This window comes from Amycolatopsis sp. NPDC043889 (genome assembly GCF_056435645.1).
Genome location: NZ_JBWKEC010000039.1, coordinates 17,700 through 42,565, shown reverse-complemented (window position 1 = coordinate 42,565; position 24,866 = coordinate 17,700). Strand labels below are relative to the sequence as shown.

General features: G+C 68.9%; 25 protein-coding genes. 10 read left to right on the top strand and 15 right to left on the bottom strand.

Going from position 1 to position 24,866, the window contains the following annotated elements:
• The first annotated feature begins 39 nt into the window (after nt 1-39).
• Both AC0685_RS38935 and AC0685_RS38930 read left to right on the top strand, forming a co-directional pair.
• Nucleotides 40-1,230, top strand: coding sequence for a cytochrome P450 family protein (locus tag AC0685_RS38935; protein ID WP_478230072.1), 1,191 nt, complete (start codon nt 40-42; stop codon nt 1,228-1,230).
• Nucleotides 1,231-1,256: 26 nt separating this feature from the next.
• A complete protein-coding gene (locus tag AC0685_RS38930) occupies nt 1,257-2,114 on the top strand; it encodes an LLM class F420-dependent oxidoreductase (RefSeq protein ID WP_478230071.1) in 858 nt (285 codons plus the stop codon).
• Here the strand turns inward: AC0685_RS38930 and AC0685_RS38925 are convergent.
• The gene (locus AC0685_RS38925) at nt 2,089-3,483 is read right to left on the bottom strand and encodes a serine/threonine-protein kinase (RefSeq protein WP_478230070.1); all 1,395 of its coding nucleotides are present in this window, start codon (nt 3,481-3,483) and stop codon (nt 2,089-2,091) included. The genes AC0685_RS38930 and AC0685_RS38925 overlap by 26 nt on opposite strands.
• A gap of 229 nt (nt 3,484-3,712) precedes the next feature.
• Between AC0685_RS38925 and AC0685_RS38920 the strand changes: the two genes are divergently transcribed.
• Both AC0685_RS38920 and AC0685_RS38915 read left to right on the top strand, forming a co-directional pair.
• On the top strand, nt 3,713-4,405 hold the full coding sequence (locus AC0685_RS38920; RefSeq protein ID WP_478230069.1) for an IclR family transcriptional regulator: 693 nt from the start codon (nt 3,713-3,715) through the stop codon (nt 4,403-4,405).
• Nucleotides 4,406-4,751: 346 nt separating this feature from the next.
• A complete protein-coding gene (locus AC0685_RS38915) occupies nt 4,752-6,314 on the top strand; it encodes an amidase (protein ID WP_478230113.1) in 1,563 nt (520 codons plus the stop codon).
• A 227-nt stretch (nt 6,315-6,541) separates the two neighbouring features.
• On the opposite strand, the gene AC0685_RS38910 is transcribed toward AC0685_RS38915, so the two are convergent.
• Together AC0685_RS38910 and AC0685_RS38905 are read right to left on the bottom strand one after the other, a co-directional pair.
• Nucleotides 6,542-7,081 carry a TetR/AcrR family transcriptional regulator gene (locus AC0685_RS38910; protein ID WP_478230068.1) on the bottom strand — a complete coding sequence of 180 codons (540 nt, stop codon included), beginning with the start codon at nt 7,079-7,081 and terminating at the stop codon, nt 6,542-6,544.
• Between the two features lie 90 nt (nt 7,082-7,171).
• On the bottom strand, nt 7,172-7,771 hold the full coding sequence (locus tag AC0685_RS38905) for a TetR/AcrR family transcriptional regulator (protein ID WP_478230067.1): 600 nt from the start codon (nt 7,769-7,771) through the stop codon (nt 7,172-7,174).
• Nucleotides 7,772-7,808: 37 nt separating this feature from the next.
• On the opposite strand from AC0685_RS38905, the gene AC0685_RS38900 reads away from it, so the two are divergent.
• Both AC0685_RS38900 and AC0685_RS38895 read left to right on the top strand, forming a co-directional pair.
• Nucleotides 7,809-8,318 carry an anthrone oxygenase family protein gene (locus AC0685_RS38900; RefSeq protein WP_478230066.1) on the top strand — a complete coding sequence of 170 codons (510 nt, stop codon included), beginning with the start codon at nt 7,809-7,811 and terminating at the stop codon, nt 8,316-8,318.
• Nucleotides 8,319-8,581: 263 nt separating this feature from the next.
• Nucleotides 8,582-9,679, top strand: coding sequence for a pentapeptide repeat-containing protein (locus tag AC0685_RS38895; protein ID WP_478230065.1), 1,098 nt, complete (start codon nt 8,582-8,584; stop codon nt 9,677-9,679).
• Nucleotides 9,680-9,683: 4 nt separating this feature from the next.
• Here the strand turns inward: AC0685_RS38895 and kstD are convergent, their stop codons facing one another.
• The 5 genes from kstD to AC0685_RS38870 form a co-directional block, all read right to left on the bottom strand.
• The gene (kstD, locus tag AC0685_RS38890; RefSeq protein WP_478230064.1) at nt 9,684-11,429 is read right to left on the bottom strand and encodes a 3-oxosteroid 1-dehydrogenase; all 1,746 of its coding nucleotides are present in this window, start codon (nt 11,427-11,429) and stop codon (nt 9,684-9,686) included.
• A 130-nt stretch (nt 11,430-11,559) separates the two neighbouring features.
• Nucleotides 11,560-12,597, bottom strand: coding sequence for an LLM class flavin-dependent oxidoreductase (locus AC0685_RS38885; protein WP_478230063.1), 1,038 nt, complete (start codon nt 12,595-12,597; stop codon nt 11,560-11,562).
• Complete coding sequence (locus AC0685_RS38880) at nt 12,597-13,115, bottom strand: SRPBCC family protein (protein WP_478230062.1); 519 nt, start codon at nt 13,113-13,115, stop codon at nt 12,597-12,599. The genes AC0685_RS38885 and AC0685_RS38880 overlap by 1 nt, the downstream gene beginning before the upstream one ends.
• Nucleotides 13,116-13,163: 48 nt before the next feature.
• On the bottom strand, nt 13,164-13,679 hold the full coding sequence (locus tag AC0685_RS38875) for a winged helix-turn-helix transcriptional regulator (protein ID WP_478230061.1): 516 nt from the start codon (nt 13,677-13,679) through the stop codon (nt 13,164-13,166).
• A 60-nt stretch (nt 13,680-13,739) separates the two neighbouring features.
• Nucleotides 13,740-14,663, bottom strand: a complete 924-nt coding sequence (locus tag AC0685_RS38870; protein WP_478230112.1) for a tetratricopeptide repeat protein — start codon at nt 14,661-14,663, stop codon at nt 13,740-13,742.
• Nucleotides 14,664-15,201: 538 nt separating this feature from the next.
• Between AC0685_RS38870 and AC0685_RS38865 the strand changes: the two genes are divergently transcribed.
• Complete coding sequence (locus tag AC0685_RS38865; RefSeq protein WP_478230060.1) at nt 15,202-15,615, top strand: SsgA family sporulation/cell division regulator; 414 nt, start codon at nt 15,202-15,204, stop codon at nt 15,613-15,615.
• Between the two features lie 55 nt (nt 15,616-15,670).
• On the opposite strand, the gene fgd is transcribed toward AC0685_RS38865, so the two are convergent.
• The 5 genes from fgd to AC0685_RS38840 form a co-directional block, all read right to left on the bottom strand.
• Nucleotides 15,671-16,675, bottom strand: coding sequence for a glucose-6-phosphate dehydrogenase (coenzyme-F420) (fgd, locus tag AC0685_RS38860; RefSeq protein WP_126730730.1), 1,005 nt, complete (start codon nt 16,673-16,675; stop codon nt 15,671-15,673).
• 330 nt (nt 16,676-17,005) lie between these two features.
• Nucleotides 17,006-17,482, bottom strand: a complete 477-nt coding sequence (locus tag AC0685_RS38855; RefSeq protein ID WP_395875435.1) for a DIP1984 family protein — start codon at nt 17,480-17,482, stop codon at nt 17,006-17,008.
• Between the two features lie 43 nt (nt 17,483-17,525).
• Nucleotides 17,526-18,053, bottom strand: coding sequence for a hypothetical protein (locus tag AC0685_RS38850; protein ID WP_478230059.1), 528 nt, complete (start codon nt 18,051-18,053; stop codon nt 17,526-17,528).
• Nucleotides 18,054-18,070: 17 nt separating this feature from the next.
• The gene (locus tag AC0685_RS38845; RefSeq protein WP_478230058.1) at nt 18,071-18,487 is read right to left on the bottom strand and encodes a CBS domain-containing protein; all 417 of its coding nucleotides are present in this window, start codon (nt 18,485-18,487) and stop codon (nt 18,071-18,073) included.
• Between the two features lie 60 nt (nt 18,488-18,547).
• Nucleotides 18,548-19,741: a zinc-dependent alcohol dehydrogenase gene (locus tag AC0685_RS38840; protein ID WP_478230111.1), complete on the bottom strand. Its 1,194-nt coding sequence runs from the start codon at nt 19,739-19,741 to the stop codon at nt 18,548-18,550.
• A 90-nt stretch (nt 19,742-19,831) separates the two neighbouring features.
• On the opposite strand from AC0685_RS38840, the gene AC0685_RS38835 reads away from it, so the two are divergent.
• The gene (locus tag AC0685_RS38835; RefSeq protein ID WP_478230057.1) at nt 19,832-20,191 is read left to right on the top strand and encodes a VOC family protein; all 360 of its coding nucleotides are present in this window, start codon (nt 19,832-19,834) and stop codon (nt 20,189-20,191) included.
• 266 nt (nt 20,192-20,457) lie between these two features.
• Here the strand turns inward: AC0685_RS38835 and AC0685_RS38830 are convergent, their stop codons facing one another.
• Nucleotides 20,458-20,658, bottom strand: coding sequence for a hypothetical protein (locus AC0685_RS38830; RefSeq protein WP_340682925.1), 201 nt, complete (start codon nt 20,656-20,658; stop codon nt 20,458-20,460).
• A gap of 134 nt (nt 20,659-20,792) precedes the next feature.
• Here AC0685_RS38830 and AC0685_RS38825 point away from each other — a divergent pair, with 134 nt between their 5' ends.
• Nucleotides 20,793-21,299: a GNAT family N-acetyltransferase gene (locus AC0685_RS38825; protein WP_478230110.1), complete on the top strand. Its 507-nt coding sequence runs from the start codon at nt 20,793-20,795 to the stop codon at nt 21,297-21,299.
• Here the strand turns inward: AC0685_RS38825 and AC0685_RS38820 are convergent.
• Nucleotides 21,224-22,159 carry a DMT family transporter gene (locus AC0685_RS38820; RefSeq protein ID WP_478230056.1) on the bottom strand — a complete coding sequence of 312 codons (936 nt, stop codon included), beginning with the start codon at nt 22,157-22,159 and terminating at the stop codon, nt 21,224-21,226. The genes AC0685_RS38825 and AC0685_RS38820 overlap by 76 nt on opposite strands.
• A gap of 387 nt (nt 22,160-22,546) precedes the next feature.
• Here AC0685_RS38820 and AC0685_RS38815 point away from each other — a divergent pair, with 387 nt between their 5' ends.
• Entirely contained in the window at nt 22,547-24,817 is a 2,271-nt protein-coding gene (locus tag AC0685_RS38815) for a tetratricopeptide repeat protein (RefSeq protein WP_478230055.1), read from the top strand.
• The last annotated feature ends 49 nt before the right edge of the window (nt 24,818-24,866 follow it).

Sequence of the window (24,866 nt, the reverse complement as noted above, 5' to 3'; positions counted from 1 at the left end):
AGAACATCTGTTTTGAACATCCGAATTGGGAGAGCCACCTTGACCGACGTTCCCGAGATCCTCCTGACCGACCCCGAGGTCCTGCGCGACCCGTTCACCGCCTACGGACCGGTCCGTGAGCGCTCCCCGATCGCCAAACTCAGCGCACCCGGGTTCTCGATGTGGGCGGTGCTGCGCCACGAAGAGGCGCGGAAAATGCTGAGCGACCCGCGGTTCGCCCTGAGCGCGAACAGCTACCAGCGGATGGACATCCCCGACCACTGCCGCCCGTACATGCGGACGATGCAGGAGGTCGAGGGCCCGGAACACCTCCGGCTCCGGCGGCTCGTCGCCCCCGCGTTCACCCCGCGCAAGGCCGCCGCCCTCCGCCCGGGGATCGAGCGGCTCGTGGACGACCTCCTCGACGAACTCGCCGGGCAAGACCGGATCGACCTGGTCACCGCCTTCGCGCATCCACTGCCGGTCGACGTGATCTGCGCACTGGTCGGCATCCCCGCGGCCGACCGCCCGCGGTGGCGCGAATACGGCGCCCTGGTCTCGGCAGGCGACGGCGCGGGACTCGCGAAAGCGGTCCCCGGGATCGTCGAGGGCGCGCTCGCCGCCATCGCGGACCGGAAACTCGACGCGGGCGAGGACGTCGTCTCGCAACTGCTCCGGATCCAGGCCGAAGACGGCGACCGGCTCAGCGAAACCGAACTGGTCGCCCTGGTCTGGCAACTCGTGCTGGGTGGCCAGGTGCCCGGCAACCTCATCGCCAACGCCGTCGAAATCCTGCTCTCCCATCCCACACAGCTGGCCGAGCTCCGCGAGGACCCGGCGCTCATGCCCGGCGCGGTCGAGGAAGTGATGCGCTGGCAGAGCCCGCAGCTGCTGACGATCCCCCGGTTCGCCGCCACGGACGTCCGGATCGGCGATGTCGTCATCCCCGAAGGAGAACCTGTTACCGTCGCGATCGCGGCGGCGAACCGGGACCCGAGAGCCTTCCCGGACCCGGACGTCTTCGACATCCGGCGCGCGGCGGGGCCCGCCTGGCATCTCGCCTTCGCCCATGGGCCGCACTTCTGTCTCGGCGCTTCCCTGGCCAGGGTTCAGGCCGAGGTCGCGCTGACCGCCCTGCTGCGCAGATTCCCCGATCTCGCCCTCGCCGACGGCCTGCTGCGGATCCCGGACCCGGGTACCTGGCGGCTGAACGCCTTGCCGGTCACCCTGCACACCACGGTTGCGAACTGAAACACGTTCTAATAGCGTGACCGGATGTGAGACACGGGATAGTGCTGTTCACCAGTGACCGGGGTATCAGCCCGGCGGCCGCCGCGCGGGCGGCCGAAGCCGCGGGCTTCGACACCTTCCACGTGCCGGAACACACGCATATCCCGGTCAAACGGGAGGCACCACATCCGCGCACCGGCGACTCGTCGCTGCCCGACGACCGCTACCTGCGGACGCTGGACCCGTGGGTCGCGCTGGCGACCGCGGCCTCGGTGACCACCCGGATCCGGCTCGCGACGGCGGTGGCCCTCCCGGTCGAGAGTGATCCGATCACGCTGGCGAAGACGATCGCCAGTCTCGATCACCTCTCGGCCGGGCGGGTCATCCTCGGCGTCGGCTTCGGCTGGAACGTCGACGAACTGGCCGATCACGGCGTCCCCGGCGGCAAACGGCGAACGGTCCTGCGCGAGTACCTGGAAGCGATGCGCGCGCTCTGGACACAGGACGAAGCCTCGTACGAGGGAGAGTTCGTCTCGTTCGGCGCCAGCTGGGCGTGGCCGAAACCGGCTCAAGCGCATATCCCCGTGATCGTCGGCGCCGGCGGCACGGAGAAGACGTTCCGCTGGATCGCGAAGTCGGCCGACGGCTGGCTCACCACGCCCGGCGACACGGACATCGAGGACAAAGCCCGGCGGCTGCGCGAGATCTGGCGCGAGGCGGGCCGCGCCGGCGAACCGGAGATCTCGGCGCTCGGCGTCCGTCCGGATCCGGAGAACCTGGCCAAGCTGGAGGCGGCCGGGGTCACCGAGACGATCTTCGGCCTCCCGGACCGCTCCCCCGACGAGGTCGAGGCATGGCTTCAGCGCCTCGCCGGGAAACTCAGCCTGCCCGCTGGGAGTCGATGAGGTACCGGCCGCCCTGCTGGACCAGGACGAAGGTCTCCCGCTCCGTCGTGGTCCCGCCGGAGGCCCGCACGTAGGTGAGCGTCGCCGTCACCGTGTTGCCGGATTCGGTCACGTTCGACACGGTCACCGCGCTGAACTGCTTCCAGTAGTTCGAATACCGCTCGAAGCTCTGGTTCCTTTTCTGCTTGAAGTTGTCGCTCAACGTCGCGAACCCCGCCTGGAGGTTCCCCGGGATGAGCGCGTAGTACGCCGTGAGCGCCTGACCCGGCGTCTGCGCCGGAGGCGGCGCGGACGAAGACGACGAAGACGGTGTCGAGGTCGGCGCGGACGACGGCGATGGCGGCGGCGCGACCGGCTCCGACGTGGTCGGGACGGCCGACTGCGACAGGGAGGGCGGCGGCGCCTGGCCGGACGGGGTCTCCTCGTCGCGGCTGAGCACCACGACCACGGCCGCGGCGGCGGCCGCCGCGAGCACGAGGAACACGGCGATCACGCCGATCAGCATTCCCTTGCGCGCCTTCGGCGGCGGTTCTTCGGCGACGAGCGTCGTCGGTTCCCCCGCCGCGAGCGCCCGCAACTCCCGCTCGGTCTCGGCCATCGTCGGCCTGCTGTCCGGCCGGACGTCGAGGAGCCGGTTCAGCAGCGGCGTCAGGATCCCCGATCTGGTCGGCGGGGTGATCTCGCCGCTCGACGCGCGGTACAGCAACGCGATCGGGTTCTCGGCCGTGCCGTACGGCGTGCCGCCTTCGAGGGCGGTGTAAAGCGTCGCGCCGAGCGAGAACACGTCGGAGGCGGACGTGGCGTCCTCGCCGCGGGCCACCTCCGGCGCCAGGAACGCCGGTGTCCCGGAGATCTCGCCGGTCGCGGTGAGCTGGACGTCGCCCATCGCCCGCGAGATCCCGAAGTCGGTGATCTTGACGGTGTCGTCGTGGCCGAGCAGGACGTTGCCAGGCTTGATGTCGCGGTGGACGATGCCCGCCCGGTGCGCGGCCGCCAGCGCCGAGCACAGCTGGATGCCGAGGCGGATGACGTCGTCGACCTCCATCGGCCCTTCGCGCAGTTTGTCCGCGAGACTGGTCGAAGGCAGGTACTCCATGATGATCCACGGGCGGTCCTGCTCGTCGATCACGCCGAAGACGGTGATGGCGTGCGGATGCACCAGCCGCGCGGCGATCCGCGCCTCGCGCAGCGCGCGGTTCTTGGCCTCGTCGGCCTTCTGCTCACCGGCTCCGTGCGGCAGAAGGAGTTCCTTGACCGCGACCGTGCGCTCCAGGTTCTCGTCGCGCGCCCGCCACACGGTGCCCATGGAGCCACCGCCGACGGGCTCGATGAGATCGAACCGGTCGGCGAGGCGGCGGATCTCCTCCATTATCGACGTCCCCCTGGAGCTGTGGTGTTCGCGCGAACCTTGCCAGCATGCCAGGAACGCGCCGAGAGGCAGGACCCGGCAGGGTGGTTCGCGGCGCGGTGTCGGTCACGTCGACGGAGGGGCCGTTCAGCGGAACACCACCCCATCGGCTGCCCGAAAGTTCGTATCCCGGCCTGTCGGGGGCGCACTTTACTTCTCCGGTGTGACCTTTTTCCGGGAAAGGTGGGCGATGCGGGAACCCATCGGCGGACGCGGCGTGCTCGAAGGCGCGTTCGCGTTGCTCGAAGCGCTCGACGAACACGGCGGGCAGGCCGGGCTGACCCAGCTCGTACGGGCCACCGGGCTGCCGAAGACCACCGTGCACCGGCTTCTGGACCAGCTGGCCGACCTGGGCGCGGTCGAGCGGGCGGGCCGCGGCTACCGGATCGGTTCGCGGGTGTTCCGTCTCGGGCGGTTCTGGCTGCCCGAACTCCGGGGTCTGGCCAAGGAGCGGCTGCCGTCGCTTTCGGCGCGGATGCGCGCGAGCCTGGTGCTCGTGGTCCCCAGGGAAGGTCGCGCGCTGGTCGCCGCGGGCGCCGTCCTCCCTGCCGACGACGTCCCCGTGTGGCCGGGCCGCCCGCTTCCGCCGGGGACCGCCGCCGGACGGCTCCTCGCGGCTCATCACCCCGCGCTCGCCGAACCGGACACGGACACGCTGGAGATCCGCGCGGCCGGGTACGCGGCCGAATCGGAGACGATCACGGAAGGACTCTGCTGCGCGGCCGTCGGCATCAGGACCCCGGACGGCCGGGTCGGGGCGGCACTCGCCGCCGTCCTGCCCGCCCGCCGCGACCCGGTTTCCGCGGTGGCCGGGCTGACGAGCACCGCACGCTCCTTCGGCGCCGCGCTCGCGGAATGTTCACGACCGGACCGGGCCGGATGATCGGCGAACCGCGAACAATCCGCGATCAACACGGAACCGGATGCCGCGCCGAAAGCAGACGGAATATTTCCGACGAAATCACCGATATCCCCTCACCGTGCGTCCGCGACCGGCGCCACCCAGTGCCGAAATCATGATCACCCTTGCCCAGCAGGCTGTTTGCGTGACCGATCGCGTACCGGATCGGCGGCCGCGCGGCGATCAATTCACCGTTCCCCGCTTTTCGGGGCCGGTTCCGAACCGGTGCCGCGCACGTACTGTTCAGGAATTCTTTCGAACAGGAGGGAATTCCTTGACAAGACATTCCTGGAAAAAACGTGGCGCGGCCGTGGCCACGTTTCTCGTCATGGCGTCGGCGGCGTCGGCCACCACGGCCGTCCCGGCGTGGGCCACGGGACCTTCCGGCCGCCCCGTGGTGGCCGGGATCGACCTGGAGCGGGCGACGATCCCCGATCTGCAGCGGGCGATGCGCTCCGGACGGCTGTCCTCGGTCCAGCTGACCGCCTTCTATCTGCAGCGGATCCGCAAACTGAACCCGACGCTCCACGCGGTGCTCACCACGAACCCGGATGCGCTGCGGCTCGCCGCGGAGAGTGACGTGCGACGGCACCGGCACCGGTCGAAGGGCCCCATGGACGGTATTCCGGTGCTGCTCAAGGACAACATCGACACCGCGGACCGCCAGCCGACCACGGCGGGCTCGACGGCACTGCTGGAATCCCGCCCCTACCGCGACGCCGGAGTGGTCGAAAACCTGCGCGAGGCCGGAGCGGTCATCCTCGGCAAGGCCAACCTGTCGGAGTGGTCGAGTTACCGCTCCACGAGCTCGTCGAACGGCTGGAGCCCGCTCGCCGGGCAGACCGCCAACCCCTACGTTCTCGACCGCAACCCGTGCGGCTCCTCGTCCGGCTCGGGTGTGGCCGTCGCCGCGCACCTGGCGACCGTCGCCGTCGGGACCGAGACGGACGGTTCGATCTCCTGCCCGTCCGGCGCCAACGGCATCGTCGGGGTCAAGCCGAGCCTTGGGCTCGTCAGCCGCAGCGGGATCGTGCCGGTGTCGAAACAGCAGGACACGGCGGGTCCGATGGCACGCAACGTGGTCGACGCCGCGATCCTGCTCGCGGCGCTCAACGGGGCCGACCGTCGTGACCCGATCACCGTCGACGCCGCCCGGCAGTCACTCGACGACTACACGCGATTCCTGCGCCCCAACGCTTTGCGCGGAAAACGCATCGGAGTCTGGCGTGAGGTCTACACGCCGGACGACACGACGAAGGCGGCGTTCGAGCAGGCGCTGAGCAGGCTCCGGAAGCTCGGCGCGACCACGGTCGAGATCACCATCCCCTATCTGGACGTCATCGCGGCCAACGAGTTCCCCGCGATCAGGACCGAGTTCAAGCACGACATCAACGCCTACCTCGCTTCCACCGGCGGCAAGCACCCCGCCGACCTGGCGGGGCTGATCCAGTACAACCTGGACCACGCGGCGGTCGAAATGCCGTACTGGACCCACAACCTGTGGGACCGGTCCCAGGCGACCACCGGCGATCTCACCGATCCGGCGTATCGCGCGATGCGGGAAGCCGCGACGAGCGCTGCCCGGCGGGGCCTCGACGAAACACTGCGCGGCGAGAAGCTCGACGCGATCGTGGCACCGACGAACAACGCCGCGTGGAAGACACAGCTCGGTGTCGGTGACGGCGCGCTGTTGATCGACTCGTCCGGCCCGGCGGCCGTGTCGGGCTACGCCAACATGACCGTTCCGATGGCGTACGCCGGACCGTTGCCGCTGGGTCTGTCGATCATGGGCGGGCGGTTCAGCGAACCGTCGCTGCTGGCCATCGCCTACGCCTTCGAGCAGGACACTAAGGTCCGGCGGCTGCCGACCTTCATCCCGTCCATCGGCTGAACCGTGGGTCGTGGGTGATCCAGGGCGCGGATCACCCACGACGCCCTTGTCGAGGGGTAGCGCAAAGGGGTGGCGTGGTCCCCATGTGGTCACTCGGCGTGGCCGGTGGGCGCGTGGGTGTGACCGTCGTGACCGGACCGGTCACGCGGGCACTGTGTGGATTTCTGGTCATCCAACGCCCCGAAATCCACACAGTGCCCCCTGAGGCAGACGCACCACGCCCCCGTCTAGTGGACCAGGAGCCCGAGGCTGCGCTCGGCCTCGGCGACCGCGGCGTCGCGCTCGACGTGGCCGTCGATCACGAGCGTGGCCAGCCCGTGGAGCAGGCACCAGAGCGTGACCGCGAAACCATCCGGATCGTTCCGCTCCCCCACCCGGTCGGCCAGCAACGCACAGGTCACCCGGTGCGCCTCGGCCAGTTCCGGGTACGCGGCACGGTCACCGATCCCGGCGCCCGCCATCAGGCGGTACAGCGCCGGATTATCCAGGGCGAAGCCGAGGTAGGACCGGCCGAGCGCGGTCACCGTCCCGGGGCCGCAGGCCCGCAGGCGGCCCTGCACTTCGGCGTGCCCCTCCAACGCGACCGCCACCAGCAGCGCGTCCTTGTCGCGGAAATGCCGGTACGGCGCCGCGGTGGACGCACCCACCTTGGCGACCGCGGCGCGCAGACTCACCCCCTCCGGACCTCGTTCGACGAGGAGCTCCCGTGCGGCGAGGACGAGCGCACGACGAAGATCCCCGTGGTGATAGGCACGTTTGATGATCATGGCGGACCCCCCAGCCCTTGATGCCACGCGAACGCCCCACCTTAACGGGTGCGGAACCGGCCGTGAGCGCTTCGGGGCGTTCCGTGTCCGTCAGTCCCGCCGAGCGGCACCACAAAGCCGCAGGACGCTCTCGGCGAGCGCGTCGACGCCGTCTTCGAGCGTCAGCTGCTGCGCGTCGACGGCGTGGCCGGCGGCGTGGCCGAGCGCCACGATCGCGTTGACGAGCCAGGGATTCGCGAGGTCCTGGTCGAACTCCCCCGACGCCTTGCCCCTGGTGAGCAGCCGGTCCAGATGATCGGCCACCGCCGAATGCCGGTCCCGGTCGGCTTCGGGATCGTTCTCTTCGGCGGCGCCCGCGGGCAGCAGCGGGTAGCGCCGGAACATCCTCCAGCCGACGTCGAGCAGGCGCAGCATGGCATCGGCGGCGGGACCCTCGTCGAGCCGCGCGGCGTCCATCTCGTTCGCGGCCTCCTCGGACACCGCGTCGATCACCGCGCTCAGGAGCGCCTCGCGGGTCTTGAAGTGCGCATAGACGGTCTGCCTGCTCACCCCAGCCGCTCTCGCGATGTCCTCGACGCTCGCATGGGCTTGTGTGCCAAGGACTTCCTTGGCCGCGGCGAGGATCGAAGCGACACTGCGATCGGCGTCGGTCCGCCGCCGCCTCTGCCGCCCCTCGGCTAGCTCGGACATGTTGTCAACCCTAACTCAGGTCACTATGTTTGACAGCATGTCAAAGATAAAGTCGGGTCTCGTCACCGGTGTCGCCCTTTTGTCGACAGGTCTGCTCGCGGGGGCGTTCGGCTACGGCGCGGTCAACGTCGCCGCCACGTTCGACGTCGTCCCGCTCGACGTGCGGCTGACCTTCCACACCGCGCTGATGCAGCGGAACGGCGTCGTCATGCAGACCGCGATGGCGCTCGCGGCGATCAGCTCCCTCGCGCTCGCCTTCCTGAGCCGAGGACGGCCGCGACAGCTGGCCGGCGTGGCCGCGGCACTGGTCGTGACGTCGTTCCTGGTCACCCGTTTCGGGAACGTGCCCATCAACGGCCGGATCAAGGTCTGGGCGACCACCTCGGCACCGGCCGACCACGCGGCGATCCTCGATCAGTGGGAGACCTACAACGTCGTCCGGACCGTCGCCGCGCTCATCGCTTTCGTGCTCGTCATCGCCGTTTCACGGCTCAAGCTCGCCGACCGCGTCCTCACTCCGGCGCGAGAAACGTCCCGACCAGTCTGAACACGCCCGGACGTATCACGTATTCGCCAGATTCGAAACCGGCCTCGCGCTGCGATCATGGTCCGATGGCCGATGATTCCCACGCTCCGGAGAAGTCGCGAACCCGACCGACCGGCGCCTCCGAAGGGAAACATCGAACCCTGTCGAATCGCACCATCACCCTGTGCGCCGGACTTCTCCTGATCTTCGCCGTCGCCGCTTGCTGGGTGCTGTTCTTTCTCTACGGAAAAGGGACAGACGCCGACAAGGCCCGATTGGAGGGTGTGCGCACCGTCGGCACGATCGTGCTCGGAGCGGGCGGCGCCATCGCGCTGCTCCTGGCCGCTCGACGCCAGCAGACCGCGGAACAGGACCTCATTACCAAACGCCATGACCTCCAGCTGCGAGAACAGGCCAACGACGACGCTCGCCACGATGCCGCGGAGCGGCGGATCAGCGACCTCTACCTCAAAGCAGTCGAGCAGCTGGGAGCCGACAAGGCGCCCGTTCGGCTCGCCGGGCTGTACGCCCTCGATCGCCTGGCGCAGGACAATCCTTCACAACGTCAGACGATCGTCAATGTGATCAGTGCCTATCTGCGCATGCCTTACGAACTACCTGACAAGCCTCCCGATCCCACCGCAGAGAAGGAGATCCACGACGAATACCGAAGTGAACTTCAAGAACGCGAAGTACAAACGACCGCCCAACGCATCCTGGCCGACCATCTCGACCCGAACTACCAGGACGGGAAACGGTTCTGGCCGGACATCGACCTGGATCTCAGCGGCGCGCTGCTGATCGACGTCATGCTCCGCGACTGCCGGCTCAACAACGCCCGCTTCTCGAACGCCCGGTTCTGCGGTGACACCTTGCTCATGGGCATCCACTTCGATGGGGAAACCAGGTTCGACGGCGTCACGTTCACCGGCGACTCCTGGTTCTCGGAAGCACGGTTCACCGGCAACGTACGATTCGATCAAGCGACCTTCGAAGCCATGGCCAGATTCGACGCGGCCACCTTCAAAGGGACCGCCACATTTCGCTCCGCCTCGTTCCTGCGCAAGGCTCGCTTCACGAACACGACGTTCACCGGCAGCGTGGTGTTCAGCAAGGCCACCTTCGCCGACAGTGCGACCTTCGATGACGCCACGTTCTTCGAAGACGCTTACCTTCCCGGTGTGACGTTCGCGCATCGGTCCTATTTCACCGAAGCCGCGTTCGCGGGTGACGCCTGGTTCAACCAGGTAACCTTCAGCAGCTACACCACGTTCGACGGAACGACGTTCAGCGGTGACATCAGGTTCACCGACTCCACCTTGGACGGCGTTCCCTTCGTCCCATCACAACTTCGACCGCACAAGGCACTCGAAGACGAATGAAGCCTCAGCCCGGCTGATCCGCGAGATCGTTCGCCGCGACATACCCGAAGGTCATCGCCGGGCCGATCGTCGACCCCGCCCCCGCGTAACTGTTGCCCATCACCGCCGCGCTGGCGTTCCCGGCGGCGTACAGGCCGGGGATGACCGAGCCGTCCGCCCGCAGGACCCGCGCCCGCGCGTCGGTGCGCATCCCGCCCTTGGTCCCGAGGTCGCCCGGGACGATCTTGAAGGCGTAGAAGGGCGGCTCCCAGAGCGGCGCGAGGCACGAGTTCGGCAGGACGTACGGATCGGTGTAGTAGTGGTCGTAAGCGCTGGCGCCCCTGCGGAAGTCACTGTCCACACCGGACAGCGCCTGCCCGTTGAACCGGTTGACCGTGGCGCGCAACGCCTGCGGCGGAACGCCGATCGCGCTGCCGAGCGACTCCACGGTCCACGCCTTCTTGACCGCCCCCGCCGAGTACCACTCGCCGGGAAACGGCAACAGCGGCGCGATGTCGCGGAAGAGATACCGGTTGCGGTAGTGCTGGTCGACGACCAGCCACGCGGGGATGGTGGGCGACGTCGGGTTCCGGTCGTACATCGTGTGCACGACGTCGCTGTAGGGCGCCGCTTCGTTGACGAATCGCTTGCCGGCCGCGTCCACCATCAGCCCGCCGGGCAGGGTCCGCTCGGCGAGGCAGAAGTACGGTTCGCCGGGGAGCGGGATCGCCGGTCCCCACCAGGCGTCGTCCATCAGGTCCAGCGCCGCTCCAGCACGCTTACCCGCCAGGATCCCGTCCCCGGTGTTCGACCGGGCGCCGACAGTCCATTGTGTACCGATCGGCTGGCGCTGGTATTCCGCCCGCATGGCGGCGTTGTGCTCGAACCCGCCGGAGCCGACGATGACGCCGCGCCGGGCTTTCACCACGCCCGCCGCGACGGTCACGCCGGTGACCTTCCCGTTCTCGATGACGAGATCGGTCAGGGGCGTGTTCAGCCAGACCGGGACCCCGGCGCGCTGCAATCCGGCCCGCAGTCCCGCGGCCAGCGACTGGCCCATGGTGAGCGGTTTCTGCCCGGCCAGCGCGGCGGCCGTGCCGCGCGCGAGGCAGGCGGCCGCCACCGCGGCGCCCTTCGGGTTGACTGCGGCCAACGCGAGCCACTTGTAGTCGGCGCTGAAGACGACCATCCCCGCGGGCGTGGCGAGGTAGGGCGGGTTCAGATTGGCCAGTTCGGCGCCGAGGATGTTCCCGTCGAGCTGGTCAGGCTCGATCGAGCGGCCGCCGGGCATCCCGCCGGGCAGCTCCGGGTAGTAGTCGCTGTAGCCCTCCATCCAGCGGAACCGCAGCGGGCTGTTGGCCATCACGAACGACAGCATCGCCGGACCGTTGGCGAGGAACGCCTGCTGACGCGAGGCGGGGATCGACGGGCCGACCACGGCGGCCAAGTACCGGGCGGCCTGTTCCGGGGTGTCGCGGACGCCGGCCTCGGCCAGCACCGAATTGCACGGAATCCAGATCCCCGCCCCGGACCGGGCGGCCGAACCACCGAACTTCGCCGCCTTCTCCAGCACCACGCAGCTGAGGCCGCGTTTCGCCGCGGTCAGCGCGGCAGTCATCCCCGCCGCGCCCGCCCCGACCACGACGACGTCGTACTCACCGAGCACCGTGGAGGCGGCCGAAGCCGTCCCGGCGAACGGCAGTCCCGAAGCGAGCGCGAGCCCGGTGCCGAGCAGGACCTGGCGCCGGGACAGACCGGAATCGGGACCCATGAATCCTCCTCGCGTGGGGATCGAGCGAGGTCATGTTCTCCAGCCGGCCGGAAAAGTGAAACAAGTTCTACCCGCTTGGAGCAGGCGGGAGCCGCCGCGCTCGGCCGGTCACCTCAACCGGCGCGGACATTCAGCCCAACGCACGGACCAGATCCAGCGCCCGGCCGAGAGTGGTGAGCCGGTCGGCGACCGTCTCCCCCGCCGGGTACAGCCGGACCGTGTCGACCCCGGCGTCCCGCCAGACGCGCAGCCGGTCGGCGACCATCGGTTCGGTGCCGATCAGTGTCGTGCCGAGCACCATCTCGTCGGTCACCAGTGCGGCGGCGCCTTCCCGGTCGCCCGCCTGCCATCGCTCCCGCACCGCCGCGGCCGCCTCGGCCCAGCCTTGCCTGCCGTAGGCGTTGTTGTAGAAGTTCGTCTTCGCCGAACCCATCCCGCCGAGGCTGAACGCGAGTTCGGCCTTGCGGGCCGCGACCGTCCCGCGCAACTCGTCCTCGTCCGCGGCGAAGGCGACCTCGGCACCTTGGCAGACTTCGAGGTCCGCGCGCGATCGGCCCGCCTTCGCGAGGCCGGCGTCGAGATGCGAGAAATAGGCCTGTGCCCCCTCGGGGACGAAACTGGTGCCCAGCCAGCCGTCCGCGATCTCGCCGGTCAGCTCCAGCAGCTTCGGCGAGAGCGTGGCCAGATGGATCGGGATATCCGGATTCGGCGCCGTCGACAGCCGCATCGGCTTGCTCTCCCCCGGCAGCGGGATCTCGAATACCTTGCCGGAGAACGAGATCTTCTCCCCCGCGAACGCCTGGCGGATGATCGCGACCGTTTCCCGCATCCGCGTCAGCGGCCGCGCGAACGGAACCCCGTGGAGCCCCTCGATCACCTGCGGTCCCGACGCGCCGAGCCCGAGGGCGAACCGGCCGCCGGAAAGCTCCGAGAGGGTCAGCGCGGTCTGCGCGATCGCCACCGGGGTCCGGGTGCCGAGCTGGATGATGCCCGAGCCGAGCCGGATCCGCTCGGTCCGCGCGGCGAGATAGCCGAGCACGGACGGCGCGTCCGAACCCCAGGCCTCGGCGACCCAGCACTCGTCGAGACCGAGCTTCTCGGCCTCCAGCACGAAATCCAGCGTCTCCCGCCAGCCGCGGGACGCCTCGACCGTGGTCGCCGTCCGCATCACGCGCCGTCCGCCTCGGCGCGCTCCTTGATCGCGGCGAGGGTCCCGGTCATCGCGTTCTCGAACTCGCGCAGCCGGACGAAGACGATCTTCTCCTCCTTGTCCGGCATCTGGTCGATGGCCAGCGAAAGACCGGACCGTCCCGGCCCCATCTGCATCCATTGCCGGAGCTTCGTCCCGCCGTTCTCGGGCTCCAGCGTGAAGCGCCACACCGCGGTCGGCGTTTCGGGGTCCTGCACCGCCCAGGCGAAGACACGCGGCGCCTCACATTCGACGACATACGACGTCGTCTCCCATTCGCCGAACGCGTCGTGCCTGCTGTGGCCGACGAACCGCCTGCCGACCGCGGCTTCGCCGGCCGCGCCGTCGCACCATTCGGCCGATTGGAGTTCCCGGCTCATTTCGGGCATAAGCCGTACATCGGACACGATCGACCAGACCCGCTCCGGAACGGCGTCGACCCACGCCTGCACCTCGACCGTCGGCTTGTCGGCGTACTTCGCACCCGTCCACTCCATCGTGGTCACCCTCCCATGCCCGTGACCTCGATAGTTGCGTAGATGAACTTACGTTGTCAAACCCTCTTGTGTGGCGAATCGGCGTACGACGTCGGGGCGGCTCGCGAGCTTCGGCGGGTAGCCGCTACCGAGCCGGGCCCGCGTGTTCTCGGCGGTGAGCGGCCGGGCGCAGTGCGCGCAGACGACCTCCGCGTGAGTCTCGTGCCCGCAGGTCTCGTGGTGGAGCGTGATCGGCGGCCCGTCGTCCCCGGAGAGCCAGCGGTCGCCCCAGCGCGACATGGCGGCGAGCACCCCGTAGAAATCCGAGCCCTTCTCGGTCAGCACGTAGTCGTAACGGACGGGGTCGGCCTGGTAGGCGCGCTTTTCCAGCAACCCTTCCGCGACCAGGCGGCGCAGCCGGTCGGCGAGGGTGTTCCGCGCGATACCGAGCTGCTGCTGGAACTCGTCGAACCTGCGGATCCCGTAGAACGCCTCCCGCAGGACCAGCGGCGTCCACCAGTCGCCGAGCAGGTCCATGGTGCGCGCGATCGAACACGGCCACTGCGCGAACGAAGTCCGTTTCATACCCGCGAGCCTACGCCCGGCGGAATTGATCCGGCCGTTCCCACACTCATTCTCCGGCACTCAGGCACTGGCACGAAATGTTGCGATCCGGTCAAGGATATCTCGCGCGTCAATATCGCCCACCCGCTTCCGCAGGCTTTCCGACAGTGGCCGTAAACGATCTCGCGTCCGCGCGGAACGGATTCCGTCCGCGATGTCCATCGCGGCGAGACCGACCTCCGCCGCCCGGTCGAGATCACCCTCCAGCGCGTGGTCGACCGCGAGCCAGATCATCGTCAGCGACCGGCTGCGCACCATGTCCGGCCCATAGCCCTCGATGGCTTCGGTGAGCGCGGGAATGGCCTTCCGGCTGTGGCGGACGTCGACGAGCCTGGCGAGTTCGGTGCGCACCGTGCCGATCATCGCGGCCAGGTCGTTGGCCGTGAAGAAGGCCGACCACGACGGGACGGCGTCGCCTGCGGAGTCCGCGAATTGTTCCGGGGCAAGGGAAATCTTGTCGAGCGCCTGGCGGACGTCCCCGAGCAGCGCATAGGCCCACGCCTCGTTCGCCGACAGGATCGCCTGCGACAACGGCCGTCCGGCGCGGCGTGCCGCGACCTGTCCCTGACCGAACTGCTCGAGCGCCTCCGTCGGCGACCGATGATGCAGGTACATCCGGCCGAGCCGGTAGCGGATGTTGGCGAGGAGGTCGTCGTCACCCGCCTCCGCCGCGAGGTCGAGCGCGCGACGGAAGTGCCGCTCCGCCCGCACCGGGCGACCCGAGTCGAACTCAGTCCAGCCCTTCAGGTTGTGCAGGTCCGCGACCACGCCTGCCAGCCGCCGGGCCAGCGGGTCGGACATCATCCCTCGCCGCAGCGCGGCACCGTACGGCTCCAGCACGCGCAGCAGCTCCCGGCAGGACCCGCCGCCTTCCCGGTAGTCACGCGCCCGGAGCGCGGCGATGACGCTCTCCAGCCGGTCGATGTCGGCCTGCCCGACGCGCATCGGGAGCCGGTCAATCACGGCGACACCCCTGGACGCAGGGCACCGACGGCGCGGTCCCGAAACCCGGCGAAGAAGAAACACGTCCGGGTATCGTCCGCCCACCTGGCCCTTGATTCGTTTCCCGCCGCGCGAGGTCTTCCCTGGGAATTACGACGGCGATCCGTACGCCCATTACCGCTCCCTCCCGATCCGCAACGATCACGCTCGCCGAGGTCCAGGACTGAGCCGCGCCGGTCTCATGGAAACATTTGAACGACGCGTGCCGATGTTAAACCGCCAAGAATATGGATTCACTCCGCCAAATGGCTGCCCATATTTCCTTCATCGGAATATGCACGTGCGAAGTCTCTTTCTTTTGCACGACTGGTCGCCTTTCCGCTTGCTCACCGCACGTGCCCACCGAAGACGGTGAGTGAGCACATGAGACGCAGCTCTCAGCCGAACGTGTGAACCTTGTCAACTCGGGTCACGAAAAGGCTTCACATTGCGTTATCCATAGCTGAAGATCAACAGCAACCGAACGTAAGGGGCTGAAGCATTGGACAGGGAAAGCGACCTCATCCGGGGGACGATCGTCTTCGGCCTGCGCACTTTCGGTGCGGACCCGCTCCCCGTGCGGGCCGACCTCGAATACGACCCCCAAGACCCCTACGCCGTCGTGGTGGCCTACCACTCGGGCGGCGGGACGGTGCGTTGGATGTTCGGCCGTGACCTCCTCGCGGACGGACTCCTCACCCCATCGGGTGAGGGCGACGTGATCATCAGCCCGGCCGACGACACCTCGATCGTGATCTTCGCGCTCAGCGCGCCCGACGGCTGTGCTGTCCTCGAAGCTCCGGCGCAGGAGCTGGCCGAGTTCCTCGACCGCACCTACGACCTCGTGCCCGCCGGCTCCGAGCCGGAATGGTTCGACTTCGACCAGGAGATCGGCAAGCTCGTCACCGAGTCCTGACACGCCTGACCCCAGTGGCGGCACCGCCTCCCGCGATGCCGCCGTCCGCGCCGGGTCAGCCGAGTTCGCGGAGCCCCGGGACGACCTGTTCGGAGAACGAGCGCAGGAACCGCTCCTGGTCGTGGCCGGGACCGTGGAAGACGAGGTGGTTGAAGCCCGCCTCGACGTACGGCTTGATCTGCTCGACCGCGTCCGCCGGGTCGGAAGTGACGATCCAGCGGCGGGCGACCTGCTCGATCGGCAGCGCGTCCGCGGCCTTTTCCATTTCCGCCGGGTCCTCGATACCGGCCTTCTGCTCCGGCGTCAGCGAGAGCGGCGCCCAGAACCGGGTGTTCTCCAGCGCCTGCGCCGGGTCCGGGTCGTAGGACAGCTTGATCTCGATCATCTTGTCGATGTCGCCGGTGCTGCGGCCCACCTGCTCCGCGCCTTCCGCGACCGCGGGCAGCAGCTTGTCGGTGTAGAGCTCCATACCCTTGCCGCTGGTGCAGATGAAGCCGTCACCCTGCTTGCCGACATACTTCGCCATCACCGGGCCACCGGCCGCGATGTAGATCGGCACGCCGCCCTCGGGGCGGTCGTACACGGTGGCGTCCGTGGTCTGGAAGTACTCGCCCTCGAACGTGACACGCTCCTCGGACCACAGCTTGCGCATCAGCTCGATCGCCTCGCGCAGCCTCGCGAACCGCTCCTTGAACGCAGGCCACTCGATCCGGGCGACCGCGACCTCGTTGAGGGCCTCGCCGCTGCCGACGCCGAGCAGCACCCGGCCCGGGTACAGGCTGCCGAGGGTGCCGAACGCCTGTGCCACCACGGCCGGGTTGTAGCGGAAGGTCGCCGTCAGCACGCTGGTGCCGAGCACGACCCGCTCGGTGCGCTCACCGACCGCCGCCATCCACGCGAAGGAGAACGGCGCGTGCCCGCCCTGGTGCCGCCAGGGCTGGAAATGGTCGCTGACCATCACGCTGTCCAGCCCGACTTGCTCGGCGAGCACGGAGTACTCGACGAGGTCGCGCGGGCCGAACTGCTCGGCCGACGCCTTGTAACCGATCTTCAGTGCCATCCGGGGTCACCACCTGGGCTCTTGGGTTGTTCCGCTCTTCACCTTGGCACAGAGTCGATCAGCTCCGCCCATGCCTCGACGGGGTGAAGAGTGTCGGGAAGACCACTGTGTCACCGGGAATGCGTGGAAAGACCCCGTACCCGCCCTCACCTTCCGGGACCGGCACGTGGTGATGAACTGTGCCGTTTGCGCCGTCACCTGTGCGTCGTGCTGGGCGGAGTTGTGATCGGGGAGTCGAACCCCACGCTGCCCGCCACGTACCAGGCGAGCCGGAATACCGCCGGCCCTCGGCTTGTGCCCGCTTCCCGGAGGGCTACCTGCTTTCCACGTTCAGTCCAGGAGGTCGGTCTCCCAGTTGGTGCGCTGGATCTCGACGTCGACCGCCCGGATCTCCCCCGCGACCCGGTCCGCGCGGGACCGCAGTTCCGCGACCGGGAGCGCCGAGAGGTACCGCAGCTCCGACCGGAGCTGGCGACCGTAGCCGCCCTGGTTACGGCCGGCCGCGGCGTCGGCGGCCGCGGTGAGGACGCCGTGCCTGAGCCGGAGGACGTCGCGGCGCGCGATCGCGTCGGTGATCGTGCCTTCCCCCAGCGGGGTCGCGGCGTTGGTCCGGTTGATCCGCTGGATCAGCGATTCCAGTTCGTCCAGCGCGGTTTCGGCCTCGACGAGCAAGGCGGACGCGTCTTCCGACGGTTCCTCGCCCTCCTGGTGCCGCGCGTTGTCGACGATCCGGGAGCGCAGCGCCTCCACCTTCTTGGTCGCGTCGGCGCGCGAGACGAGCGCTTCGGCCAGCTTGATCCGGGACATGCCGGGAAGTATCACCAAGATCGAAGACCGACGCATCCGGTTTTCAGCCCGCCAGGGAATGCTTCTGATAGGAGCAGTCCGGCTCGGTGAACTCGATTCCGTTCTCGTCCAAGGCGTTGAAGACGGTGAACCGGCCTCGCGGGAAGACGAAACCGAGCGCCACCATGCCGTTCGCCATGTCCCGCGTCGCGCAGTCGAGCAGCTCGACGTCCTGGAGCACCTGACCCTCCAAAGCGGACAGTTCCGGAAAGACGTCCTGTCGCCACCGGAGCGGGCTGGGCTCGGCCGGATCACCCCAGTCCCATGAGGACTTCCCGTACGGGTCGATCGTGTTCCAGGTCAGGGAGAGCTCGTCGAACTTCCAGTGCGTGATCTCCAGCCGTTCGGCACCGAAGTCCACCACCACGGGCGCCTCCGAGAGCCACTCGGCGTACTCGACGAACCACGTGAGGTGGACATGCCGCAGCCGTTTGCCCACCAAAGCACGCAAACGATCCCCGTGGGCTCTCCGGATCGTGTCGAGTCCGGAGAGCCACACGGGTGCATAGCCTTCGATGTCGAAGAACGCCACCGAAGGAGTATGGCGGGTCAGTCGTGGGACAGCGCTTCCACCAGCTCGCCGCTGTCCGGGTTGGGCAGGGCCCTCGCCACGTCTGCCTGTGCCACGATGCCGACGAGCTTGTGGCCGTCGATCACCGGCAGGCGCCGGACCTTGTGGTTCGCCATGGTGCGCATGATCTCCTCGGCGTCGTCGTCCGCGCCGATCGTCACCGCCTCGCCCTGGGCGAGTTCCGAGGCGTGCAGTGCCCTGGGATCCTTGCCCTCGGCCAGCACCTTCACCACGATGTCGCGGTCGGTCAACATGCCCTTGAGCTTGCCGTCCTCACCGCAGATCGGGACCGCGCCGACCGACTCGGCGGCCATCTTCTTCGCCGCGTCTAGCACGGTTTCGGACGCGGACACGCAGGTCGCGCCCGCGGTCATGATCTCTCGTGCCGTGGTCATCGCATCGCTCCTTTCATCAGGATCCGCGTACCGGATACCCGGCATGCGCGTGCCGACACCTCAAGCCGCCGACGGCTCCAGCAGGATCTTGACCGCGCCGTCCTGTTTCTTCTGGAAGATCTCGTAGGCGTGCGGTGCCTCCGCCAGCGGGAGCTTGTGCGTCGCGAAACCCTCGACGCCGAGCGGGTCGGCGGGGTCGGTGATCAGCGGCATGATGTCGTCGATCCAGCGCCGGACGTTGGCCTGCCCCATCCGCAAGGTGATCTGCTTGTCGAACAGCTCCATCATCGGCAGCGGGTCGATCATGCCGCCGTAGACGCCGCTCAGCGAGATCGTCCCGCCGCGCCGCACGCAGTCGATGGCCGCGTACAGCACGCTGAGCCGGTCGATCGCGGCCTTCTCGGTGATCTTCGCCCCGATCGGATCGGGCAGGAGTCCGACGAGATTCTGCGCCAGCCGCCCGATCGGGGCACCGTGCGCCTCCATCCCGACGGCGTCGACCACCGAATCCGCGCCCCGGCCGCCGGTCGCCTCGCGGATGACCTCACCGAGGTACTTGTGTTCCCGCGTGTCGTAGGTGACGACGCCGGCCGCGGCGGCCTTCGCGAGCCGTTCCGGCACCAGGTCGATGCCGATCACCTTGCCCGCGCCCCGGTGTTTCGCGATCCGGCAGCAGAACTGGCCGATCGGGCCCAGCCCGAAGACCACGACCGTGCCGCCCTCGGGGATGTTCGCGTAGTCGACGGCCTGCCAAGCCGTGGGCACGACGTCGGAGAGGTACACGAAACGCTCGTCCGGCGGGCCGTCCGGCACCTTGATCGGGCCGTAGTGGGCCTGCGGGACGCGCAGGTATTCGGCCTGGCCGCCCGGGACCTGGCCGTAGAGCTTGGTGTAGCCGAGCAGCGCGGCGCCCTTTCCGCGGTCGGTGACCTGCGTGGTCTCGCATTGCGACTGAAGGCCGCGGTCGCACATGAAGCAGTGGCCGCAGGAGATGTTGAAGGGGATCACGACGCGATCGCCGGGCTTCAGGTCCGTCACCCCGGACCCGACCTCTTCGACGACACCCATGGGCTCGTGACCGAGGATGTCTCCCTCGTCGATGAAGGCGCCGAGTACCTCGTAAAGGTGCAGGTCGGAACCGCAGATCCCGGTCGAGGTGATCCGCACGACGGCGTCGGTCGGTTCGACCAGTTTCGGATCCGGGACGGTGTCGACCCGGACATCGCGTTTCCCGTGCCAGGTGACGGCCTTCATGGTGCTCCCTTCGGCGGGTGTTTTCCGTTGCCCGCCGGATGCCCGTCCGCGCATCCGGCAAACCTCGCCGTTCCGTGCCACCGTGGAGCCATGCGAACCCGGATGCTCGCCGTCACCGTCGACTGCCGTGAGGCCGAAGCGCTGGCCGCGTTCTGGAAGGAAGCACTCGGCTACCCCGAGACCGACCGGTGGACCGACGGTCACGGGGTGACCTATGTCGAACTGAAGAGCCCCGATGTGCCGAGCCTGCTCTTCCAGCCGGTCCCCGAGGGGAAGTCGGGCAAGAACCGGCTGCACCTCGACATCGCGCCCACCGAACTCGAGCAGCGCGAGGAGGTCGCCCGGCTCGTGGCACTCGGCGCGAAGATCCTCGAAGACCCCGAGTCGGACCACTGGGTGGTCATGGCCGACCCGGAAGAGAACGAATTCTGCGTGCTGCCGCGGCGCTGAAGCCGCCCCGGTACCGCTTTAAGGGTGACTTCTTCGGCGCGCGCTGGCCCGCCTCGGAAACCCCACGCCCTGAGGGCCTCCTTCGAGACATCCAGCGTCTCAAAGGGGCCTTCAGGGCATGCTCGGCGACTCACAGCCCGCTGACCTGGCGACGTGGTCGCCTTCCCAGTCCGTGAAGGCCTCCTTCACTACCTTCAGGGTAGGGAAGGAGGCCTTCACGGACTACGAGCAACTGCCGCCACATTCAGTTACTTCCGGACCGCGGCTCAGGCGGCCTCGTCGTCGCTTCGCGCCGACCGGTCGGAATGCAGCCCCAGCATCTCCAGCAGCATCCGGCAATCCGTCGCGTCGCGGGCGTTCGCGACCACTGCTTCGGTCGCCTTGCGCAGCACCGCCGCGCGCACCGCGGTCGCCCCACCGTCGACCAGTTCCTCCACCGGACGCATTTCCTCGAACGGGTTCCCCATGACCCACCTCCATCGTCCCTTTCGTTGATACCCGATTCCGGCGGCGAAAGCCCCCGCGTTCTTGCGGTTCCGGCGGCGCCCCAGCCGGTTTCTCCCTAGACTGGCGCCATTCGGACGAGTGGACGGAGCGGGAACTGACCACCGAGTTGCGCGGGGACTTCGTGACCCTGACCCCGGTCACCGAGGCCCATGTCCCGGACTTGCGGCGGATCCGCGGCACGGCCGAGGTCGGGGCGCGCTGGGGTTCGGTCGACGGCTCCCCCACCTGGCCGTTCGACGACCCCACGACGGCCTGCTTCACGGTCCTGGAAGGGGGCGTCGTCCGGGGCTTCGTCCAGTACGGCGAAGAGGAGGACCCGATGTACCGGCACGCGTCGGTCGACCTCTTCCTCGACCCGGCGGCCCACGGCCGCGGGCTGGGCACGGACACCGTCCGCACGATGGCGCGGTATCTCCTGCACGATCGTGGGCACCATCGGCTCGTGATCGACCCCGCCGTGGACAACGAAGCCGCCATCCGCTGCTACAAGGCCGTGGGCTTCCGCGAGGTCGGGGTGATGCGCGGCTACGAACGCGACACCGACGGCGAAGGCTGGCACGACGGACTGCTGATGGACTTGCTCGCCGAAGACCTCACGTAGCGGGTCAGGGCGACTCCGAGCAGCACCACGACCATCCCGGCGAGCACCCGCGGGCCGAGTTCCTCGCCGAGCACGAGCGCGCCCAGCGCGACCGAGACGACCGGCAGCAGGTAGCCGACGGTCGCCGCGGAGGTCGCGCCTTCGTCGGCGATGAGCCGGTAGTTGAGGTGGAAGGTGACGCCGGTGCCGAAGATCCCGAGGACGACGACGGCGACCACCGCGGTCACGTTCAGCGGTCCCGACGGTGCGGCGTCGAACGGCAACGCGAGCGCGCTCAGCCCGGTAGCGGTCAGCAGTTGCGCGGCGGAGATCGCGATCGGACCGCCCTCGCCGACGAGTTTCCTTCCCATATAAGCGAAAGCGATCGCGTAGCTGATACCGGCGCCGAGCAGAGCCAGTGTCCCCCAGCCCAGCAGGCCGCTCTTCTGCCAGGGCGCGAAGATCAGCAGGATGCCGGCGAAACCGAGGATCAGGCCGCCGACGCGGATCACGGTGATCCGGCGTTCCGTGCCGATCCCGATGCCGATCAGCAGCGACCACAGCGGGGTCGTCGCGTTCATCACCCCGGCGACACCGGAGTCGACGGTCAGTTCGCCGATGCTGAACAACACGAACGGCAAGGCGTTGCAGAAGAAGGCGGCGACGAGGAGCCTGCCCCAGATCCGCCGTCCGCGCGGGAGACGTTGCCCGGCCCAGCGGCTCAGCACGAGAAGGACGGCCGCGCCGAGCGCGCAGCGGATGACGGTCACCTGAACGGGTGGCAACCCGGTCAGGGCGAGCTTGATCCACAGGAATCCCGATCCCCACAACAGGGCGAGAACTCCCATCCGGATCAGGGTTCCCGGCGCGCCGATGCTCACTTCGTTCCTTTCGCCGGACCGCTCGATACGTCTCCAAGCTGCCTCGGACGACTCGTCAGGACAAGTGAAAAGATCTACACCGACGTTAAGCGGTCCTACATGCTCCGAAGTCCCGGCCGTGGCCGCCGGGAAAGGCGGCCACGGCCGGCTTCCGAGGAGATCAGCACTCGCCCGGTAGCTCGCAAGGCGGAACAGGGCCTGCTCACATTTCGCGGTCGCGCATGATCCACCTCCCTTTCGGCCGGCGCACCGGTGGGGAACGGGCGCGTTCTCGCACAGTTTGCGGGCTGTCTTCGCACCTGCGCATACCCGGTGGCCGTGTTGTGACCCGGGTAATGGGAAGGTTGTGGCACCATCTGCCGCGCAGCGGGAAGAAAGGTGCTTCTGGTGACCGAGAATTCCGGCTCGGCCAGATCGGGGGAGACCGGTAGAGCACGCCCGGTTTCGACGGCCGCGCTGACCTTCGGGCGCGCATTGCGGCAACGACGGCAGGCGCGCGGGCTGGCCTTGCGGGAACTCCAGAAACTCGCCTATGTCGACAAAAGCCTCATCAGCCGGGTCGAACGCGGGCTCACCCCGCCGAGCGCGGAATTCGCCGAAGCCTGCGATCGCGCGCTTTGCGCGGGCGGCACCCTGATCGTGCTCGCCGAAGCCGCCCGCGCGGAACCCTATGTGCATCTTCCCCCGCCGCCGCATCATTTCGTCGGCCGTGCGGAACACTTGGCGCTGCTGGACGAAAAAGTGTTCACCGAAGCGGCCAAAGTGGTCTTCGTGGCCGGTCCGCCGGGGGTCGGGAAGACCGCGCTCGTGCTGAATTGGGCGAACCGGCGGCAAGAGGAGTTCGACTGTGTCCTCTGGTCGGATCTTCGCGGCTATGCGGCAGGTTCTCCGGCGCAACCCGCGGACATCCTCGACGATCTTCTGCGCTGCGTCGGTGTCCGCCCCGACCGTGTCCCCGCCGAGGAACACATGCGGCTCGCGCTCCTGCGGGGCCTGTTGCGCGGCCAGCGCACGCTCGTCGTGCTGGACAACGCCCTCGACTCGCACCAGGTGCGGCCGGTGCTGCCGGGCACCCCGGACACCACCGTGCTGATCACCAGCAGGCGACGGTTGTCCGGGCTGGTCGTCGGCACCGGCGCGGTCCAGGTTTCCTTGGAGCCGCTGCAAGATCTCGAAGCGGCGCGGCTCATGGCCGATCTCATCGGCGACGAACGCGCGGCAGGCGATCCCGAAGGCGTCGGCAGGCTCGTCCGGCTGTGCGCGGCGCTGCCGCTCGCGGTGAACATCGCCGCCGAACGGGTCGCCACGCATCCCCATCAGAGCGTCGGCGACCTCGCCCGTGAACTCGTCGCCGAGGGACGAAGGCTGGAACTGCTCGCGGTCGACGACGACGCCGTCGGGGTCCGGGCCGCGTTCAGCTGGTCGTACCGCGCGCTGGAGGCCGACACCGCCCGGATGTTCCGGCTGCTCGGCCTCCATCCCGGGCCGCGGTTCCCCGCGGGCGCGGCGGCCGCGCTCGCCGGTCTGCCGGAACACGACGCGCGACAGCTGCTCGACAAGCTCGTGCAAGCGCATCTCGTCCAGCAGGTCGGCGCGCGGTACTACCGGTTCCATGACCTGCTCCGCGTCTACGCCGCCGGAGAGGCCGCCGCCGCGCGATGGCGGGAGGAGCGGCAGGCGGCGGTCTCCCGGCTGACCCACTGGTACCTCTACGCCGCCAACGCGGCGAGCTGGACGCTGACCCCGGCGCGCGACCACCACATCGACCTGGGCCCCGCGCCCGAAGGCGTCGAGCCGCTCCGGTTCGCCACGTTCGACGATGCCTATATCTGGTGCGCGTCGGAGATGCCGAGTATCACCGGTGTCGCCCGGCTGGCGCTGGACCACGGGCTGTACGAGGTCGGCTGGCGGCTGCCGGTGGAACTGTTCGACTACCACCTGCTCGGCAGGCCGTGGCAGACGTGGATCTCCAGCCACGAGGTGGCGATCGAGTCCGCGGAGGCGGGCGGCGACCTCGGCGGGCTGGCGTGGTCGGCGATCAACCTCGCCGAGGCGCACCGGCGGCGCGGCGACCTCGACCGCGCGCGCGACCTGTTCGGCCGGGCCGTCGAGCTCTCGGAAGAGATCGGCGAGAACCCGAGCCTCGGCTGGGCGCTGGTCGGGCTCGGCAACATCGCGCACGAGCGGGAGGACTACGTCGAAGCCGTTCGGCTCGCCGGGCAGAGCGTGGAGGTGAACGCCCGGATCGGCTACCGGATCGGCGAAGCGACCGCGCGGGTCCACCTCGGCCGCGCGTACCGCGACCTCGGCGAACGAGACCAGGCTCTCGACCACGGACTGCGCGCCTTCGAGGCCTACGCGAAGGACGCCGACCAGCACGGCATGGGGTTCGCCTTGGTGCCGCTGGCCAGGACCTGCCGCCGGTTCGGCGATCTCGAGCAGGCGCTCGAGTACTGCGAGCAGGCGCTGACCGCCTACCGGAACTGCGGCGACGTCTGGGGGCAGGCCGACGCGCTCGACGAACGCGGCTGCGCGCTGGCCGCGCGGGGACAGGCCGACGAGGCCATGGCGGGCTGGCGCGACGCGCTCCAGCTCGTCATGGATCTCGACGACCGGAAGGCGAGCGTGCTGCGGGGCCGTCTCGAAGGCGCGGTCTAGGGACGCTGGCCGGTCGCGGCTGATCCGGGCGCGCCGCACCCGGCGCGAG

Excerpts from the sequence above, each read along its gene's own strand:
- AC0685_RS38925 (WP_478230070.1), bottom strand. The coding sequence starts at position 3,483 with ATGGAGGAGATCCGCCGCCTCGCCGACCGGTTCGATCTCATCGAGCCC.
- AC0685_RS38920 (WP_478230069.1), top strand. The coding sequence starts at position 3,713 with ATGCGGGAACCCATCGGCGGACGCGGCGTGCTCGAAGGCGCGTTCGCG.
- AC0685_RS38915 (WP_478230113.1), top strand. The coding sequence starts at position 4,752 with ATGGCGTCGGCGGCGTCGGCCACCACGGCCGTCCCGGCGTGGGCCACG.
- AC0685_RS38910 (WP_478230068.1), bottom strand. The coding sequence starts at position 7,081 with ATGATCATCAAACGTGCCTATCACCACGGGGATCTTCGTCGTGCGCTC.
- AC0685_RS38905 (WP_478230067.1), bottom strand. The coding sequence starts at position 7,771 with ATGTCCGAGCTAGCCGAGGGGCGGCAGAGGCGGCGGCGGACCGACGCC.
- AC0685_RS38900 (WP_478230066.1), top strand. The coding sequence starts at position 7,809 with ATGTCAAAGATAAAGTCGGGTCTCGTCACCGGTGTCGCCCTTTTGTCG.
- kstD (WP_478230064.1), bottom strand. The coding sequence starts at position 11,429 with ATGGGTCCCGATTCCGGTCTGTCCCGGCGCCAGGTCCTGCTCGGCACC.
- AC0685_RS38885 (WP_478230063.1), bottom strand. The coding sequence starts at position 12,597 with ATGCGGACGGCGACCACGGTCGAGGCGTCCCGCGGCTGGCGGGAGACG.
- AC0685_RS38880 (WP_478230062.1), bottom strand. The coding sequence starts at position 13,115 with ATGGAGTGGACGGGTGCGAAGTACGCCGACAAGCCGACGGTCGAGGTG.
- AC0685_RS38875 (WP_478230061.1), bottom strand. The coding sequence starts at position 13,679 with ATGAAACGGACTTCGTTCGCGCAGTGGCCGTGTTCGATCGCGCGCACC.
- AC0685_RS38870 (WP_478230112.1), bottom strand. The coding sequence starts at position 14,663 with ATGCGCGTCGGGCAGGCCGACATCGACCGGCTGGAGAGCGTCATCGCC.
- fgd (WP_126730730.1), bottom strand. The coding sequence starts at position 16,675 with ATGGCACTGAAGATCGGTTACAAGGCGTCGGCCGAGCAGTTCGGCCCG.
- AC0685_RS38855 (WP_395875435.1), bottom strand. The coding sequence starts at position 17,482 with ATGTCCCGGATCAAGCTGGCCGAAGCGCTCGTCTCGCGCGCCGACGCG.
- AC0685_RS38845 (WP_478230058.1), bottom strand. The coding sequence starts at position 18,487 with ATGACCACGGCACGAGAGATCATGACCGCGGGCGCGACCTGCGTGTCC.
- AC0685_RS38840 (WP_478230111.1), bottom strand. The coding sequence starts at position 19,741 with ATGAAGGCCGTCACCTGGCACGGGAAACGCGATGTCCGGGTCGACACC.
- AC0685_RS38835 (WP_478230057.1), top strand. The coding sequence starts at position 19,832 with ATGCGAACCCGGATGCTCGCCGTCACCGTCGACTGCCGTGAGGCCGAA.
- AC0685_RS38830 (WP_340682925.1), bottom strand. The coding sequence starts at position 20,658 with ATGGGGAACCCGTTCGAGGAAATGCGTCCGGTGGAGGAACTGGTCGAC.